A 15,526-nucleotide genomic window follows, 5' to 3' on the forward strand; every position below is an offset into this window, starting at 1 on the left:
GCGTACAAGTCAATGCCTGATGACCATAGCAAGTCGGTCCCACCCCTTCCCATCCCGAACAGGACCGTGAAACGACTCTGCGCCGATGATAGTGCTGCAACCAGTGTGAAAGTAGGTTATCGTCAGGCTAGTTTTTAGAAAAACCCCTCCTCAGCCTGAACGCGCTCAAGATCGCGCTCAGTGCAGACGAGGGGTTTTTTGCTTTTCTTGTGCCATCTCAGCACCTAAAGCGTTCGCTACGGCAAGATCAATACTCCCCTGACTGGAGTGCCGCCATGAACGATAAGCTGTTGACTGACAAATTGAGCGGGCCGGTAACGGCCATCCTGCACCAGCACCGCGACCGGGTGCTGCCCATGTTGGGCGGAAATGCCGGTACCCTGGCGCGCACGGCGTTACAGAACGACGAGGCGGTGAGAACGGTGGCCGCATACTGCTATCAGGTGCTGCCCGGCCTGCTGCGGCTGGCGGTAAAGGAGCCGGCTTTCATCGCTTTCGTCATGACCCACCGCCAGCAACTGCTGGCGGCCTTGCTCAAGCCGGCTCCCGACGGGGCCTAGATACCCCAGACGATGCTCTCGTTGTCCTGCTTGGCGGTGCGCAGCATTTCCAGCAGCGGATAGGCGCGGGCCGAGAAGTGTACGCGCTGCAGCAGGGCGTGCTCGGTGGTTTCGCCTTCCTCCTGCTCGTGCGCATGGGCGTCGTGTTCGACATCGAGCTCGGGATGCAGCCTGGTCTCGGTAATCTGCTGTTCCAGGATTTCCAGGGCCTGGGATGCTTCGGCGGCAGTGATGACACCGCGCTTGGGGTTCTTGTGCAGCAGGTCGAGGATGCGCTGGGCGTGCTCCTGGTACATCAGGACCTCTGGGGACGATTTGGATTTGAATGAGATCAGCATGGCAGTCTTTCTTGGTCTTGTTGGTGATAACAGCGTGGTGATAACAGCGTCGCGGCCCGCCAAACTGTCTACTCACATTGGCGTATCCGTGACTAGACATTACGCTTCTGGCATAAATTTACAAGCTACTTCAGTACTGAAGAACCTGCGATTAAGCCAGCCCTAAGCGTTAGTTGAGCTTGAATGATGCCAGGAAGGTATCGGCAGCCTCGCGCTGCACCTCGCCGGCCTTGCCGACCACGACGGCCTGGTAGACACGCCCGTCGCGATAGGCAAAATGGCCTATTAGCTGCATGGTTTTTCCCTTGGCCTCGATGGTGTTGTCGTGGTCGGAAACCAGGGTGCCGCCGATGTTGCGCACCAGGGCGGTCTTCATGGCGTCCACGGCATGACCGGCCAGGCTGGCATCCGGCAGCACCGCGCTGCCGACCGCGAAGGTGACGCCTTCCACCTCGGCTGCCGTCATGGCCATCTCCACCTTGATGCCGTTCAAGTCCACTACGCGGGACTGGTTGGCGGGCTTGGCGGGGAACAGCACGGCATAACGCTCCCCGTCGCTGTGGTAGTCGCGCCAGTTGTAGGTGGGATTGCAGGCGGCCAGCATGGCTGCCGCCAATAAAACGATGAGTTTACGCATGTCCCGATGGTAGCAGACCCGCGCCCCCATCAACGCTCGCGCAGCGTCCGGCGGTACTGGATGGCCTCGCACACATGCTTGTTCTGGATTTCCCGGTCTTCAGCCAGGTCGGCGCAGGTGCGGGCCACGCGCAGCACCCGGTGATAGGCGCGCGCCGACCACTGGAAATGGGTCATGGCCTGGTGCAGGGAGGCAGCGCCTTCGGCGTTTGGCTGGCACAGCCTGTCGATTTCGCGCGTGCCCAGTTGCTGGTTGATCTTGCCTTGCCTTTCCAGCTGGCGGTCGACCGCCAGCTGTACCTGGGCCGCGATGTCCTGGCTCGATGTGCCGTTGGCGTCGCGCGCCAGGACTTCCGGCTCGACCGGCGCCACGTCGATCTGGATGTCGAGGCGATCCAGCAGCGGACCGGAAATGCGTCCCTGATAGCGCAGGATCTGCTCATGCGTGCAGCGGCAAGTGCCGGATGGATGGCCGTCGAAACCGCAGGGGCAGGGATTCATGGCGGCGATCAGCTGGAAGCGGGCCGGGAAATCGGCATGGTGCGAGGCGCGGGCGATGGTGATGTGGCCCGATTCGAGCGGTTCGCGCAGCACCTCCAGCACGCGCCGGTCGAATTCCGGCAGCTCGTCCAGGAACAGCACGCCGCAATGCGCGAGCGAAATTTCGCCCGGCCGGGGATTGCCGCCGCCGCCCACCAGGGCCGCGCCGGACGATGTGTGATGCGGCGAGCGGAAGGGCCGGCGCTTCCACTGCGCCACGCTGAATTGGCCCTGCAGCGACTGCACGGCGGCCGATTCCAGCGCCTCGGCATCGCTCATTTCCGGCAAGATGCCGGGAAAGCGCGTCGCCAGCATGGTCTTGCCGGCGCCAGGCGGGCCCACCATCAGCACGCTGTGGCCTCCGGCCGCCGCCACCACCAGGGCGCGCTTGGCATTCTGCTGTCCCTTGACGTCCGCGAAGTCGGGATAGGCCGGCGCAGCAGCCGGCGGCGCCGCCTCGTGGCGCGCCAGCATGGCTTGCGGATCGCGCGCCGCCAGGTGGGCGCATACCTGCAGCAGCGACGAGGCCGGATAAATGGCGGCGTCGCGGACCAGCGCCGCCTCATCGGCATTGGCCTGCGGCAGGATGAAGGCCAGCCGGCCGCCATTGCGGCGGGTGGCCAGCGACATGGCCAGGGCGCCGCGCACCGGCCGCAGCTCGCCCGACAGCGACAGTTCGCCAGCGTATTCATACTGGTGCAAGCGGGTGGACGGGATCTGGCGCGAGGCCGCCAATATGCCCAAGGCGATAGGCAAATCGAAGCGCCCCGATTCCTTGGGCAGGTCGGCCGGCGCCAGGTTGACGGTGATGCGCTGGGCCGGCATCTCGAAACCACCGTTCTGGATGGCGGCGCGGACCCGGTCGCGCGCCTCCTTGACTTCGGTTTCAGGCAGTCCGACGATGGTGAAGGCGGGCAGGCCGTTGGCCAGGTGCACTTCGACATTGACTTCGGGCGCTGCCATGCCGGACAGGGCGCGGCTCTTGAGGACGGCGAGGCTCATGGGGCTGACGTTGGGCGTGGACCAAACGCCAGCCTAGCGCAACCCGGCATGAGGGCTTTGCGCTAGCCCAAGCTGGTGCAAGGCCCCGCTTTGGTGCGGTAGCGGCTTGCTTCAGGATACTCTCGCCAGTTTCACCGCCTTGGTGCGGTCCAAGCCCGCCACATGCGCCATACTCGGGCATGCGCGTCTCCGCCTTCAGCGCGAGGACAGCGGGAGGGAGAAACGCTCAGGACTTGAGCTGTGCTTCCAGTTCGGCCAGCCGGGTTTCCAGCGCTTCCAGCTTGGCCCGGGTCTTGGCCAGGACCTGGGTCTGGATGTCAAATTCCTCCCTGGTGACCAGATCCAGCTTGGCGAAACCCTGGGTCATCATCGATTTCACATTCTTCTCGATGTCCTTGGCCGGCGAATTTTCAATGGCCTGATTGATCTTGCTTTGCAGATCAGTGAAAAAAGCATTCATGTCCATAATAGTCCTTGATCTTGCCGGCTCCGCACTGCACCATTGCAGTGCATTCCAGCGTTAAAGTGGTGCGCCGTCTCCGTATTTCTACGTACTTTACTCCGCTAATACCCCGCTAGGGCGTCTCGATGACGCGACTGGCGTTGCTGTTACTGCACGATTCGCTGTCTTCTGTGCAAGGTTGGCTGGCACGCATTCTGCTATAGAGGCTAATGAAAAACTTTCAAGAGCCTCAAAACCCGAATTTTAAACCGCAACTGCTAACTGAGCTCAACCTAAAAGGAAAACCGTGATGAAAAGTTTGTCCAAAACCACCCTTGCTGCTGCGTTGACCTTAGCATTCGCAACTCTGGGCGCAGGATACGCCCAGGCCCAGGAAGCGGCACCCGCTGCCGAGGCAAAACCGGACAATGAAGTCAGCTTTAACGCTGCCATTGTCAGCGACTACCGCTACCGCGGCATATCGCAAACCCGTTTGAAACCAGCGCTGCAGGGCGGCGCCGATTATGTCAATAATCCAACCGGTTTTTACGCCGGCACCTGGCTGTCCACCATCAAATGGACCAAGGATGCGGGCGGTGATGGCGACGTAGAATGGGATCTGTACGGCGGCAAGCGCGGCGAAATCGTGCCCGACGTGGGCTACGATGTCGGCGGCCTGTACTACTTTTACCCGTCCAATGGCCTGAGCCCCAGCGCCAACACCTTTGAATTGTACGCCGCCGTGTCCTATGGCCCGGCCTCGCTGAAATACTCGCACTCGACCACCAACCTGTTCGGCTTCAAGGACAGCAAGAATTCCGGCTACCTGGACGCCTCGGCCAACTTCGAGATCGCTCCCAGCTGGATGCTGAACCTGCATGTGGGCCACCAGAACGTCAAAAACAATAGCGCATCCAGCTACACCGACTACAAGCTGGGCGTGACCAAGGATTTCGGCGTAGTGACCGTCGCGCTGGCGGCCATCTATGCCGATACCGAGGCCTACTACGGCCCCAACGGCAAGAACCTGGCCAAAACCGGCGCAGTGCTGACCATCTCCAAAACCTTCTAAGCGAGGCCAGTATGAAAATGATAACCGCCATCATCAAGCCGTTTAAGCTGGACGAGGTCCGTGAGGCCTTGTCCGCGATTAACGTGCAAGGCATCACCGTCACCGAAGTCAAGGGCTTCGGCCGCCAGAAAGGCCACACCGAGCTGTATCGCGGTGCGGAATACGTGGTGGACTTCCTGCCCAAGACCAAGATTGAAGCTGCAGTGGACGACTCGATCGTTGAACAGGCGATCGAGGCCATCGAAGGCGCTGCCCGCACCGGCAAAATCGGTGATGGCAAGATCTTCGTTTATAACCTGGAACAAGTCATACGCATCCGCACCGGCGAAACCGGTAACGATGCCCTTTAAGGGGAATCCTGATGAAGAAAACCATATCGACGGTGCTGGCCGGGGTCTCGGTCCTGTTCGCACTGAATTTCGCCCTGCCGGCCTATGCCGCCGACGAGGCCCAGCCTGCCGCTTCGGCGCCTGCCGCCGCTGCACCGGCCGCCAGCGCCCCGGCTGCCGCCGCTCCTGAGGCCGCGCCTGCCGCCGCTGCTGCCGCGCCCGCCGCCGCACCGGCCGCGCCGGCCGCCGCCGAGCCGCCCGCGCCGACGCCGCAAAAGGGCGATACCGCCTGGCTCATGACCGCCACCATGCTGGTCGTGCTGATGACCATCCCCGGCCTGGCCCTGTTCTACGGCGGCCTGGTGCGTTCCAAGAACATGCTGTCCATCCTGATGCAAGTGTTCTTCATCTTCGCCCTGATCGTGGTGCTGTGGTGCATCTACGGCTACTCGCTGGCGTTCACTGAAGGCAATGCGTTCTACGGCAAGTTCGACCGCGCCTTCCTGAACGGCATCTGGGATCCGGTCAAGGGCAGCTTCGCCTACGCCGCCACCTTCAGCAAGGGTGTGGTTGTTCCGGAATTCGCCTTCGTCGCCTTCCAGGCCACCTTCGCCGCCATCACTTGCGGCCTGATCATCGGCGCCTTCGCCGAGCGCGCCAAGTTCACCGCCGTGCTGGCCTTCGTGGTGCTGTGGTTCACCTTCGCCTACCTGCCTGTGGCCCACATGGTCTGGTTCTGGACCGGTCCGGACGCCATCAAGGACGCCGCCACCCTGGCCACTGAAACCGCCAAGGCCGGCTTCCTGTTCCAGAAAGGCGCGCTCGACACCGCCGGCGGCACCGTGGTGCACATCAACGCCGCTGTTGCCGGCCTGGTCGGCGCCTACATGATGGGCAAACGCGTGGGCTACGGCCGTGAATCCATGGCGCCGCACTCGCTGACCATGACCATGATCGGCGCCTCGCTGCTGTGGGTGGGCTGGTTCGGCTTCAACGCCGGTTCGGCCCTGGAAGCCGGCGACATCGCCGCCCTGGCCTTCATCAACACCCTGCTGGCCACCGCCGCCGCCACCGTCGCCTGGGTGTCCGGCGAATGGATCACCAAAGGCAAACCGTCCATGCTGGGTGGTGCTTCCGGCGCCGTTGCCGGCCTGGTCGCCATCACCCCGGCTTGCGGCTTCGTCGGTCCGATGGGCGCCCTGGTCATGGGCCTGCTGGCTGGCGTGATCTGCCTGTGGGGCGTGAACGGCCTGAAACGCCTGCTGGGCGCCGACGACTCCCTGGACGTGTTCGGCGTCCACGGCGTGGGCGGCATCCTGGGCGCACTGCTGACCGGCGTGTTCGCCGCGCCCAAGCTGGGCGGCCAAGGCATCTTCGACTACGTTGCCAACAAGGCTTCGGCTGACTACGACATCGGCGCCCAGGTGCTGGTGCAAGCCACCGGCGTCGGCACCACCATCCTGTGGTCGGGCATCGTGTCCGTGATCGCCTACAAGCTGGTCGACATCGTCATCGGCCTGCGCGTGCCGGAAGAAGACGAGCGCGAAGGCCTGGACATCACCAGCCACGGCGAGTCCGCCTACCACGCTTAAATAAAGTAACAATTTTGCAACGGCCCGCCTGCGGGCCGCACCAAAAGCGCCTTCAAAAGAGGCGCTTTTTTCATTTCCGGACTTTAAAATGGCATTTCCGCCCCGATTTGGCATACTTGCACGGTAATATGCTCAGCATCATTTAAGGAAGTAGCCATGGTTCCCCACCTCGTCACCGCCCTGAACGGCCCCCTGCTCGACCTCGAAGAGAAAATCCTGGCGGCCACGCCGGCCATCGAGCGCTGGTTCCGGCTGGAGTGGCAGGAGCACACGCCGCCGTTCTATTGTTCGGTGGACATGCGCAACGCCGGCTACAAGCTGGCGCCGGTGGACACCAATCTGTTCCCGGGCGGCTTCAACAACCTGGCCACCGAGATGCTGCCGCTGTCGGTGCAGGCCGCCATGGCCGCCATCGACAAATACTGCCCGGATGCGCGCAACCTGTTGCTGATACCGGAAACCACCAACAACCGCAACAATCCGCTCTACCTGCAGAACGTGGCGCGCCTGATGCAGATCTTCCGCCAGACCGGCCTGCATGTACGGCTGGGTTCGCTGTCGCCGGAAGTGACGCAGCCCACCCCGCTGGCCCTGCCGGACGGTAACATGCTGGTGGTCGAGCCCCTGCTGCGCTCACCCAACGGCCGCCGTCTGGGCCTCAAGGATTTCGATCCCTGCACCATCCTGCTGAACAACGACCTGTCGGCCGGCATCCCGGACATCCTGCAGAACATCCACGAGCAAAGCCTGCTGCCGCCGCTGCACGCCGGCTGGGCCCTGCGCCGCAAGAGCAACCATTTCACCGCCTATGACGAGGTGGCCAAGAAGTTCGGCAAGCTGATCGGCGTCGATCCGTGGATGGTCAACCCCTTCCACGCCAAGTGCGGCGAAGTGAACTTCAAGACCGGCGAGGGCGCCGACTGCCTGGCGGCCGCCGTCGACACCCTGCTGGCCAAGATACGCAAGAAGTACAAGGAATACGGCATCAAGGACCAGAAGCCCTTCGTGATTGTCAAGCCGGACGCCGGCACCTACGGCACCGGCATCCTGACCATCAAGGATTCCAGCGAAATCCGCGACCTCAGCCCGGCCCAGCGCGAGAAGATGAGCGTCATCAAGGATGGCAAGGAAGTCACCGACTTCATCATCCAGGAAGGCGTGCCCACCTTCGAGAGCATCAAGGACGACGTGGCCGAGCCCGTGGTCTACATGATAGACCGCTATGTGGTGGGCGGCTTCTACCGCGTGCATGCGGAAAAGGGCGTGGACCAGAACCTGAACGCGCCCGGCTCCCAGTACGTGCCGCTGGCCTTCGCCCAGCAGCACGCGGTGCCGGACCTGAAGGCCAAGCCGGGCACGGCCGCGCCCAACCGCTTCTATGTGTACGGCGTGGTGGCGCGCCTGGCGCTGCTGGCCGCGTCGCTGGAAATGGAGCGCACCGACCCCAACCCGGAGGTGTACTGAGCGGGACCTGGGGCAACTAGGCTAAAATCAGTCATTACCCCGAACGGAAACGTCCATGAAAATCGCCTTCCTCGCCGATCCGCTGTCCACTTTCAAGACCTACAAGGATTCCACCTACGCCATGATGCTGGAGGCCCACCAGCGCGGCCACCAGGTCTATGCTTTCGAGCAAAAGGACATGGCGCTGGACAGCGGCAAGGTGACGGCCCAGGTGGCGCGCATCCACCTGACCGGCGACCCAGGCGACTGGTACCGCGCCGACCCGCCCCGGGAAACCGGGCTGGGCGAATTTGACGCCATCATCCAGCGCAAGGATCCACCCTTTGACATGGAATATGTGTACGGCACCTATTTGCTGGAGCTGGCCGAGAAGCAGGGCGCGCGCGTGTTCAACAAGCCGTCCGCCATCCGCGACCACAATGAAAAGCTGTCCATCGCCCAGTTCAGCCAGTTCACGGCGCCCACCCTGGTGACTTCCAGCGAAGCGCGCCTGCGCTCCTTCCAGGCCCAGCATGGCGACATCATCCTGAAACCGCTGGACGGCATGGGCGGAGCAGGCGTGTTCCGCATCGGCGCCGACGGCATGAACCTGGGTTCCGTGATCGAAACCCTGACCGGCAATGGCGCCCGCACCATCATGGCCCAGCGCTACATCCCGGACATCGCCAAGGGCGACAAGCGCATCCTGGTCATCAACGGCGTGCCGGTGCCGTATGCGCTGGCGCGCATCCCCCAAAACGGCGAGGTACGCGGCAACCTGGCGGCCGGCGGCACCGGTGTGGCCCAGCCGCTCAGCCCGCGCGACTATGAGATCGCCAATACGCTGGGACCGGAACTCGCCAGCCGGGGCTTGTTGCTGGTAGGATTGGACGTAATTGGAGATTTCCTGACGGAAGTAAACGTCACTAGCCCGACCTGCTTCCAGGAAATCAGCCAGCAAGCGGACTTCCCGGTGGCCGCCATGTTCATCGACGCGGTGGAACACGCCGCCGCGCTGGCGTGAGCGCAACCGGGCCCATGGACATGACTAGCGGTTTATTCATATGGTAGGCATACTGCTGATGACACACGCGCCACTGGGGCAAGCTTTCATAGCGGCTTGCAACCATGTGTTTCGCGGTCCCACGGAGCGGCTGGAAGCGATCGACGTGATCGCCGACCAGGACCTGGCGGAGGTGCAGTCCCTGGCCAGCGCCGCCATCGCGCGCCTGGACGACGGCGACGGCGTGCTGGTGATGACGGACGTCAAGGGCGGCACGCCCGCCAACTGCTGCAACCGGCTGGCCGACGCCGGCCGGGTCGAGGTCATCGCCGGCATCAGCCTGCCCATGCTGCTGCGCGCGATCACCTATCGGCGCGACAGCCTGGACGTGGTGGTGGAAATGGCCCTGGCCGGCGCGCAAAGCGGCGCCGTGCGGGTCGACAACCGGATCCGGGTTTAGCCGGACCGGGTAGTACGAGTGGCCGCCGCGCCCGCCGTGGCGGCAATTTTGCAATGCGCATACTGACAGAGATAGAACAAAAATGATTCAGCAAGAACTGGAGATAGTGAACAAGTTAGGTTTGCATGCGCGTGCCTCCGCCAAATTCACCCAGCTGGCGGCCAAGTACCAGAGCGACGTCTGGCTGACCCGCAACGGGCGCCGCATCAATGCCAAATCCATCATGGGCGTGATGATGCTGGCCGCCGGCAAGGGCGCCAAGGTGACCCTGGAGGCCGATGGCGCCGATGAAGCCGATTGCATCGCCGCCCTGACCGCCCTGGTCAACGACAAATTCGGCGAAGGCGAGTAATGCCCGGCGAGCGCAGCCGCCCCCGTGGCGCCTACGGACCGGCCGTGGCGTCCTTCACCCTGCATGGCATCCCCGTTTCGCGCGGCATCGCGATCGGGCGCGCCCACCTGCTGTCGCCGGCCGTGCTCGACGTCAAGCACTACCTGGTGGCCGAGGAGCACCTGGAAGCCGAGGTGCAGCGCCTGCAGCACGCCCTGGCCCAGGTGCACAAGGAACTGCAGACCTTGTGGAACGAGTTGCCCAAGGATGCTCCCACCGAGCTGGGCGCCTTCATCGACGTCCATGTGCTGATACTGTCCGATCCCATGATCTCGGAAGCGCCGCTGGACATCATCCGCACCCGCCACTACAACGCCGAATGGGCGCTGCTGACCCAGATCGATGAATTGTCGGCCCAGTTCGACGAGATCGAGGACCCCTACCTGCGCGAGCGCAAGGCCGATATCCAGCAGGTGGCCGAGCGCGTGCTCAAGGTGCTGATGGGCAGCGAGCAAATCCTGCCCGCGCCCGGCGGCGACGACGAATTCCAGGCCCAGATGATCGTGGTGGCGCACGATATCTCGCCGGCCGACATGCTGCAGTTCCGCGACCGTTCCTTCATTGGCTTCGTCACCGACGTCGGCGGCCAGAATTCGCACACGGCCATCGTGGCGCGCAGCCTGGACATCCCGGCCGCGGTCGGCATGTCGCAAGCCTCCACCCTGATCGAGCAGGATGACTGGCTGATCATCGACGGCGACGCCGGCGTGGTGATCTGCAACCCGAGCGCGCTGGTCCTGAACCAGTACCGCGAGCGCCAGGCCGCCATGCAGCGCGCCCGCAAGAAGCTCAACAAACTGAAGAAAACCCCGGCCGTCACCAGGGATGGCACCGCCATCACCCTGCTGGCCAACATCGAACTGCCGGACGACTGCGCCGCCGCCATGGAGGCCGGCGCCAACGGCGTGGGCCTGTTCCGCTCCGAGTTCCTGTTCATGGGGCGCAACAACCGCATCCCGTCCGAGGACGAGCAGTTCGAGCAGTACAAGAAGGCCGTGGTGGCCATGAAGGGCAGGGTGGTCACCATTCGCACCCTGGACATCGGCGCCGACAAGCCGCTCGACCAGAGCGAGCACACGGCCCTGAATCCGGCCCTGGGCCTGCGCGCCATCCGCTATTGCCTGGCCGAGCCGCAGATCTTCCTGACCCAGCTGCGCGCCATCCTGCGCGCCTCCGCCTTCGGCAAGGTGCGCATCCTGATCCCCATGCTGGCGCACGCCTTCGAGATCGACCAGACCCTCGCCATGCTGGCCCAGGCCAAGGCCGCCCTGCGCGAGCAGAACGTCAAATTCGACGAGGGCGTGGAGGTGGGCGCCATGATCGAGATCCCGGCCGCGGCCCTGGCCCTGCCCATGTTCGTCAAGCGCATGGACTTCCTGTCGATCGGCACCAATGACCTGATCCAGTACACCCTGGCCATCGACCGGGTTGATTATGAGGTGGCGCACCTTTACAATCCTCTCCATCCGGCGGTGCTGCAGCTGATCTCCATGACGATCGCGGCTGGGCACAAGGCAGGCATCGACGTCGCGGTATGCGGCGAGATGGCGGGCGACGTCAAGTTGACCCGGCTGCTGCTGGGCATGGGCCTGCGCGAATTCTCCATGCACCCGGCACAGCTGCTGTCGGTCAAGCAGGAAATCCTGAACAGCGATCTGGCGCTCATCATGCCGCAGACGCGCAAGATCATGCGCTCGATGGAACCCAACGCAATCGCGGACGCGGTCCAGCAGTTGCAGTTGATGTAATCCCGGCGGAACCATCATCACGGTTCCGCCTTCTTGAACGGCCCGCGGGGCTTCCCATACACATACACAGATGTCATCGATAGGATACGTTACGCCGCAAACCATGCATTTCGCCGACGCGCTGCCGCTGCAGAGCGGCGCCTCGCTGCGCGACTACATGCTGATGTACGAGACCTACGGCACCCTGAACGCCGATAAATCGAACGCGGTGCTGGTCTGCCACGCGCTCAACGCCTCCCACCACGTGGCCGGCGAATATGAAGGCAAGCCGAAAAGCACGGGCTGGTGGGACAACATGGTGGGGCCGGGCAAGCCGCTCGACACCGACAAGTTCTTCGTCATCGGCGTCAACAACCTGGGTTCCTGCTTCGGCTCCACCGGCCCCATGCACGTCAATCCGGCCACCGGCAAGCCGTATGGCGCGGCCTTCCCGGTGGTGACGGTGGAAGACTGGGTGGCGGCCCAGGCGCGTCTGGCCGACCGCCTCGGCATCACCCAGTTCGCCGCCGTGATGGGCGGCTCGCTGGGCGGCATGCAGGCCCTGGCCTGGAGCATCATGTATCCGGACCGCTTGCGCCACTGCGTGGTGATCGCTTCCACGCCCAAGCTGTCGGCGCAGAACATCGCCTTCAACGACGTGGCGCGCCAGGCCATCTTGTCCGATCCCGACTACCACGGCGGCGACTTCTACGAGCATGGCGTGGTGCCGAAGAACGGCTTGCGGGTGGCGCGCATGGTGGGCCACATCACCTATCTGTCGGACGACGACATGGCCGAAAAATTCGGCCGCAAGCTGCGCGATGCTGCAGCAGAAGGCGACTACAAGTTCGACTTCGGCATCGACTTCGAGATCGAATCCTATTTGCGCTACCAGGGCGACAAGTTCAGCGAATATTTCGACGCCAATACCTATCTGCTGATCACCAAGGCGCTCGACTACTTCGATCCGGCGCGCGTGCATGGCGGCGACCTGGCCAAGACCCTGGCCGTCACCCGCGCCCAGTTCCTGCTGGCCTCCTTCACCACCGACTGGCGCTTCTCGCCCGAGCGCAGCCAGGAGATCGTGCGGGCGCTGGTCAGCAACCGGCGCGAGGTGACCTATGCCGAGATCGACGCGCCGCACGGCCACGACGCCTTCCTCCTGGAAGACCCGCGCTACATGAATGTCGTGCGCGCCTACTATGACAAGGTATGGAAGGAGATCGCATGAATTTCAATGAACTGAGCGCGGCCCGTCCCGACCTGGCCTTCATCGCGCACTGGGTGCGGGAGAAGTCGCACGTGCTGGACGTGGGCTGCGGCGATGGCGTGATGCTGGACTACCTGCGCAGCGACAAGCAGTGCAGCGGCTACGGCATCGAACTGGCCGATGACAAAGTCCTGGCCAGCACCAGGCGCGGCATCCCGGTCATCCAGCAGGACATGGAAAAGGGGCTGGCGCTGTTTGGCGAGAACAGCTTCGACACCGTGCTTTGCCTGTCCTCGCTGCAGATGATGAAGCATGTCGAGGGCCTGCTGCGCGACATCGTCCGGGTCGGCAAGGAAGCCATCGTGTCCTTCCCCAATTTCGCCTACTGGCCGCACCGGGTGGCCCTGCTCAAGGGCCGCATGCCGGTGTCGGAATCGCTGCCCTACCAGTGGTACGACACGCCCAACCTGCGCTGCGCCACCATCAAGGACTTCCAGGAACTGGCCGAGGAGTGCGGCCTGGAAGTGATCGAGTGCGTGGCCCTGGCCGAAGGCAGGATGGTCACCGTGCTGCCCAACCTGCGCGGCGACCTGGCGGTGTTCCGCCTGCGGCGCAAGGCGGCGCACTGATGGCGGCCCCGGAACAGCAGCGCAGCTGGCGCTCCCTGCTGAACGGCCGCACCGTCTCCATCCTGTTCCTGGGTTTCAGCTCCGGGCTGCCGCTGTACACCCTGATCTACCTGATGCAGGCGTGGCTGGCCAAGGCCGGGCTGGACGTGAAGGCGCTCGGCCTGTTCGGCCTGGTGACCTTTCCCTACACCTTCAAGTTCCTGTGGTCGCCGCTGATGGACCGCTACAGCATCGGACGGCTGGGACGCCGGCGCGGCTGGATGGCGCTGACCCAGCTGCTGCTGTTCCTGGTGATGGGCGGCCTGGGCATGCTCGATCCCCTGACGGAATTGAGCCTGATCGCGCTGGCGGTCAGCGTGATCGCCTTCCTCTCGGCCAGCCAGGACGTGGTGATCGACGCCTACCGGCGCGAAATCCTGGAGGAGCGTGAGCAGGGCCTGGGCGCGGCCATCATCGTCAACGCCTACAAGGCCGCCAGCCTGATCCCCAGCGCGCTGGGCCTGGTGCTGGCCGACAGCATGCCGTGGCAGGCCGTGTTCTGGATCGTGGCCGCCTTCATGCTGCCCGGGCTGGTGTGCACCCTGTTGGCGCGCGAGCCGGCCGTGTATGGCGAGCCGCCCAAGAATTTGCAGGAAGCGGTGGTGCTGCCGTTCCGCGAATTCATCCTGCGCGACGGCTGGAACAAGGCGCTCTTGATCATCGCCTTCGTCCTGCTGTACAAGATAGGCGACACCATGACCACCGCGCTGTCGACCAAGTTCTTCCTCGACATAGGCTTCACGACCAAGCAGATCGGGCTGGCGGCCAACGCCACCGGCTGGTGGGCCAGCCTGGCCGGCGGCGCCGTGGGCGGCATCTGGATGATCAAGCTGGGTATCAACCGCGCGCTGTGGGTCTTCGGCGTGTTGCAGGCGCTGGCGATTTTGGGCTTTGCCTGGCTGGCCAGGGTGGGCCCGGATCCGGTGCTGCTCTCCGCCGTGTTCGGCTTCGAGGCCTTCGCCAGCCTGGGACTGGGCTCGGCGGCGCTGGTGGCCTTCATGTCGCGCGCCACCGATCCGCGCTACACGGCCACCCAGTACGCCCTGTTTTCCAGCCTGGCGGCCGTGCCGCGCACCTTCATCAATTCCTCGGTGGGCTACATCATCGCTGAAACGGGCTGGTTCTGGTTCTTTATTGTGTGCTTTATACTGGCTTTTCCTGCGATGATGATGCTGCCGAAAATCGCACCCTGGAATAGCAAAGATGAACAAGCTTAAACACCTCGTACTGGTGCTGGCGCTGCTGGGCGCCGCATCCAGCCCTTATGCGGCGCCTGAGCCGGACGGCATTCCCGTCACCAGCATGTCGCGCATGCGCGGCCTGAGCGGCGACTCCGCGCGCTTCGAGGAGCAATCGCGCCTGCAGTACCAGCAATTGCTGGCCCAGGCCGACCAGAAGCATGCGCTGGCCACGCCCACCAATCCGCAGCTGATACGGCTGCGCGCCATCGCCCACCGCCTGATTCCGTTCACCACCCGCTGGAATCCCGATGCGGCCAAGTGGCAGTGGGAAGTCAACCTGCTCAAGTCCGACACCGTCAACGCCTTCTGCATGCCGGGCGGCCGCATCGCCTTCTACAACGGCATCCTGACCAAGCTCAATCTGACCGACGATGAAGTGGCCATGGTGATGGGCCACGAGATCGCCCACGCGCTGCGCGAGCACGCGCGCGAGCAGGCCGGCAAGAATGCCGCCACCTCGCTGATCTCGCGCATCGCCGGCGCGGCCGGCGCCGCCTATCTGGGCTTCGATCCGCGCGTGGGCGAGGGCGTGGGCAATATGGCGGCGCAGGGCTTCGCGCTGAAGTTCTCGCGCAGCGATGAAACCGAGGCCGACCTGGTCGGCATGGACCTGGCCGCGCGGGCTGGCTATGACCCGCGCGCCGGCATCGCGCTGTGGGAGAAAATGAGCGCCGTAAACAGCCGGGCGCCCATGGAATTCCTGTCCACCCACCCGAGCGGCAAGTCGCGCATCGAGGAAATGAACAAGAATATGCACCTGGTGCTGCCGGTGTACGCGCGGGCCAAGGGCCTGGACCCCAACGCCCTGCCCAAGTACCACTCGCTGGCGCTGCCCGCGGCATCCCAGCCGCAACAGCAGCAGAAGCGCTGAC

At 63.9% G+C, this 15,526-nt stretch carries 16 protein-coding genes, 1 rRNA gene and 1 pseudogene; 14 read left to right on the top strand and 4 right to left on the bottom strand.

Annotated elements, in window-relative coordinates:
• The first annotated feature begins 15 nt into the window (after window positions 1-15).
• Both rrf and ACLB1G_RS11135 read left to right on the top strand, forming a co-directional pair.
• A 5S ribosomal RNA gene (rrf, locus tag ACLB1G_RS11130) occupies window positions 16-128 on the top strand.
• 147 nt (window positions 129-275) lie between these two features.
• Window positions 276-560 (top strand): hypothetical protein, encoded by a 285-nt coding sequence (locus ACLB1G_RS11135; protein ID WP_491627277.1) that lies wholly within the window; start codon window positions 276-278, stop codon window positions 558-560.
• Here ACLB1G_RS11135 and ACLB1G_RS11140 read toward each other — a convergent pair.
• The 4 genes from ACLB1G_RS11140 to ACLB1G_RS11155 form a co-directional block, all read right to left on the bottom strand.
• A complete protein-coding gene (locus ACLB1G_RS11140; RefSeq protein WP_491627278.1) occupies window positions 557-898 on the bottom strand; it encodes a DUF1840 domain-containing protein in 342 nt (113 codons plus the stop codon). The genes ACLB1G_RS11135 and ACLB1G_RS11140 overlap by 4 nt on opposite strands.
• Window positions 899-1,067: 169 nt before the next feature.
• Window positions 1,068-1,535 (bottom strand): hypothetical protein, encoded by a 468-nt coding sequence (locus ACLB1G_RS11145; RefSeq protein WP_491627279.1) that lies wholly within the window; start codon window positions 1,533-1,535, stop codon window positions 1,068-1,070.
• 29 nt (window positions 1,536-1,564) lie between these two features.
• On the bottom strand, window positions 1,565-3,076 hold the full coding sequence (locus tag ACLB1G_RS11150) for a YifB family Mg chelatase-like AAA ATPase (RefSeq protein ID WP_491627280.1): 1,512 nt from the start codon (window positions 3,074-3,076) through the stop codon (window positions 1,565-1,567).
• Between the two features lie 226 nt (window positions 3,077-3,302).
• Window positions 3,303-3,542, bottom strand: coding sequence for an accessory factor UbiK family protein (locus ACLB1G_RS11155; RefSeq protein WP_491627281.1), 240 nt, complete (start codon window positions 3,540-3,542; stop codon window positions 3,303-3,305).
• A 286-nt stretch (window positions 3,543-3,828) separates the two neighbouring features.
• On the opposite strand from ACLB1G_RS11155, the gene ACLB1G_RS11160 reads away from it, so the two are divergent.
• From ACLB1G_RS11160 to ACLB1G_RS11215, 12 genes and pseudogenes are all read left to right on the top strand, one after another.
• Window positions 3,829-4,590, top strand: coding sequence for a TorF family putative porin (locus ACLB1G_RS11160; protein WP_491627282.1), 762 nt, complete (start codon window positions 3,829-3,831; stop codon window positions 4,588-4,590).
• An 11-nt stretch (window positions 4,591-4,601) separates the two neighbouring features.
• Entirely contained in the window at window positions 4,602-4,940 is a 339-nt protein-coding gene (locus ACLB1G_RS11165) for a P-II family nitrogen regulator (protein WP_491627283.1), read from the top strand.
• Between the two features lie 11 nt (window positions 4,941-4,951).
• On the top strand, window positions 4,952-6,511 hold the full coding sequence (locus ACLB1G_RS11170; protein WP_491627284.1) for an ammonium transporter: 1,560 nt from the start codon (window positions 4,952-4,954) through the stop codon (window positions 6,509-6,511).
• A gap of 156 nt (window positions 6,512-6,667) precedes the next feature.
• A complete protein-coding gene (gene gshA / locus ACLB1G_RS11175) occupies window positions 6,668-7,975 on the top strand; it encodes a glutamate--cysteine ligase (protein ID WP_491627285.1) in 1,308 nt (435 codons plus the stop codon).
• A gap of 55 nt (window positions 7,976-8,030) precedes the next feature.
• On the top strand, window positions 8,031-8,978 hold the full coding sequence (gene gshB / locus ACLB1G_RS11180) for a glutathione synthase (protein WP_491627286.1): 948 nt from the start codon (window positions 8,031-8,033) through the stop codon (window positions 8,976-8,978).
• A 40-nt stretch (window positions 8,979-9,018) separates the two neighbouring features.
• Entirely contained in the window at window positions 9,019-9,417 is a 399-nt protein-coding gene (locus tag ACLB1G_RS11185) for a PTS sugar transporter subunit IIA (protein WP_491627287.1), read from the top strand.
• An 82-nt stretch (window positions 9,418-9,499) separates the two neighbouring features.
• Complete coding sequence (locus ACLB1G_RS11190; RefSeq protein WP_491627288.1) at window positions 9,500-9,769, top strand: HPr family phosphocarrier protein; 270 nt, start codon at window positions 9,500-9,502, stop codon at window positions 9,767-9,769.
• Between the two features lie 44 nt (window positions 9,770-9,813).
• Complete coding sequence (gene ptsP, locus ACLB1G_RS11195; protein WP_491627751.1) at window positions 9,814-11,556, top strand: phosphoenolpyruvate--protein phosphotransferase; 1,743 nt, start codon at window positions 9,814-9,816, stop codon at window positions 11,554-11,556.
• Window positions 11,557-11,596: 40 nt separating this feature from the next.
• Window positions 11,597-12,766, top strand: a pseudogene (metX, locus tag ACLB1G_RS11200) (homoserine O-succinyltransferase MetX); the annotation flags it as partial.
• The gene (gene metW, locus ACLB1G_RS11205; RefSeq protein WP_491627289.1) at window positions 12,763-13,374 is read left to right on the top strand and encodes a methionine biosynthesis protein MetW; all 612 of its coding nucleotides are present in this window, start codon (window positions 12,763-12,765) and stop codon (window positions 13,372-13,374) included. The pseudogene metX and the gene metW, both read left to right, overlap by 4 nt.
• A complete protein-coding gene (locus ACLB1G_RS11210; protein WP_491627290.1) occupies window positions 13,374-14,630 on the top strand; it encodes an AmpG family muropeptide MFS transporter in 1,257 nt (418 codons plus the stop codon). The genes metW and ACLB1G_RS11210 overlap by 1 nt, the downstream gene beginning before the upstream one ends.
• Complete coding sequence (locus ACLB1G_RS11215) at window positions 14,617-15,525, top strand: M48 family metallopeptidase (protein ID WP_491627291.1); 909 nt, start codon at window positions 14,617-14,619, stop codon at window positions 15,523-15,525. Before ACLB1G_RS11210 ends, ACLB1G_RS11215 begins: the two co-directional genes overlap by 14 nt.
• Window position 15,526: the final 1 nt, after the last annotated feature.

It is taken from the genome of Duganella kummerowiae, from assembly GCF_053572355.1.

Coding starts and splice junctions, on each gene's coding strand:
- ACLB1G_RS11135 (WP_491627277.1), top strand. CDS start 276: ATGAACGATAAGCTGTTGACTGACAAATTGAGCGGGCCGGTAACGGCC.
- ACLB1G_RS11140 (WP_491627278.1), bottom strand. CDS start 898: ATGCTGATCTCATTCAAATCCAAATCGTCCCCAGAGGTCCTGATGTAC.
- ACLB1G_RS11145 (WP_491627279.1), bottom strand. CDS start 1,535: ATGCGTAAACTCATCGTTTTATTGGCGGCAGCCATGCTGGCCGCCTGC.
- ACLB1G_RS11150 (WP_491627280.1), bottom strand. CDS start 3,076: ATGAGCCTCGCCGTCCTCAAGAGCCGCGCCCTGTCCGGCATGGCAGCG.
- ACLB1G_RS11155 (WP_491627281.1), bottom strand. CDS start 3,542: ATGGACATGAATGCTTTTTTCACTGATCTGCAAAGCAAGATCAATCAG.
- ACLB1G_RS11160 (WP_491627282.1), top strand. CDS start 3,829: ATGAAAAGTTTGTCCAAAACCACCCTTGCTGCTGCGTTGACCTTAGCA.
- ACLB1G_RS11165 (WP_491627283.1), top strand. CDS start 4,602: ATGAAAATGATAACCGCCATCATCAAGCCGTTTAAGCTGGACGAGGTC.
- ACLB1G_RS11170 (WP_491627284.1), top strand. CDS start 4,952: ATGAAGAAAACCATATCGACGGTGCTGGCCGGGGTCTCGGTCCTGTTC.
- gshA (WP_491627285.1), top strand. CDS start 6,668: ATGGTTCCCCACCTCGTCACCGCCCTGAACGGCCCCCTGCTCGACCTC.
- gshB (WP_491627286.1), top strand. CDS start 8,031: ATGAAAATCGCCTTCCTCGCCGATCCGCTGTCCACTTTCAAGACCTAC.
- ACLB1G_RS11185 (WP_491627287.1), top strand. CDS start 9,019: ATGGTAGGCATACTGCTGATGACACACGCGCCACTGGGGCAAGCTTTC.
- ACLB1G_RS11190 (WP_491627288.1), top strand. CDS start 9,500: ATGATTCAGCAAGAACTGGAGATAGTGAACAAGTTAGGTTTGCATGCG.
- metW (WP_491627289.1), top strand. CDS start 12,763: ATGAATTTCAATGAACTGAGCGCGGCCCGTCCCGACCTGGCCTTCATC.
- ACLB1G_RS11210 (WP_491627290.1), top strand. CDS start 13,374: ATGGCGGCCCCGGAACAGCAGCGCAGCTGGCGCTCCCTGCTGAACGGC.
- ACLB1G_RS11215 (WP_491627291.1), top strand. CDS start 14,617: ATGAACAAGCTTAAACACCTCGTACTGGTGCTGGCGCTGCTGGGCGCC.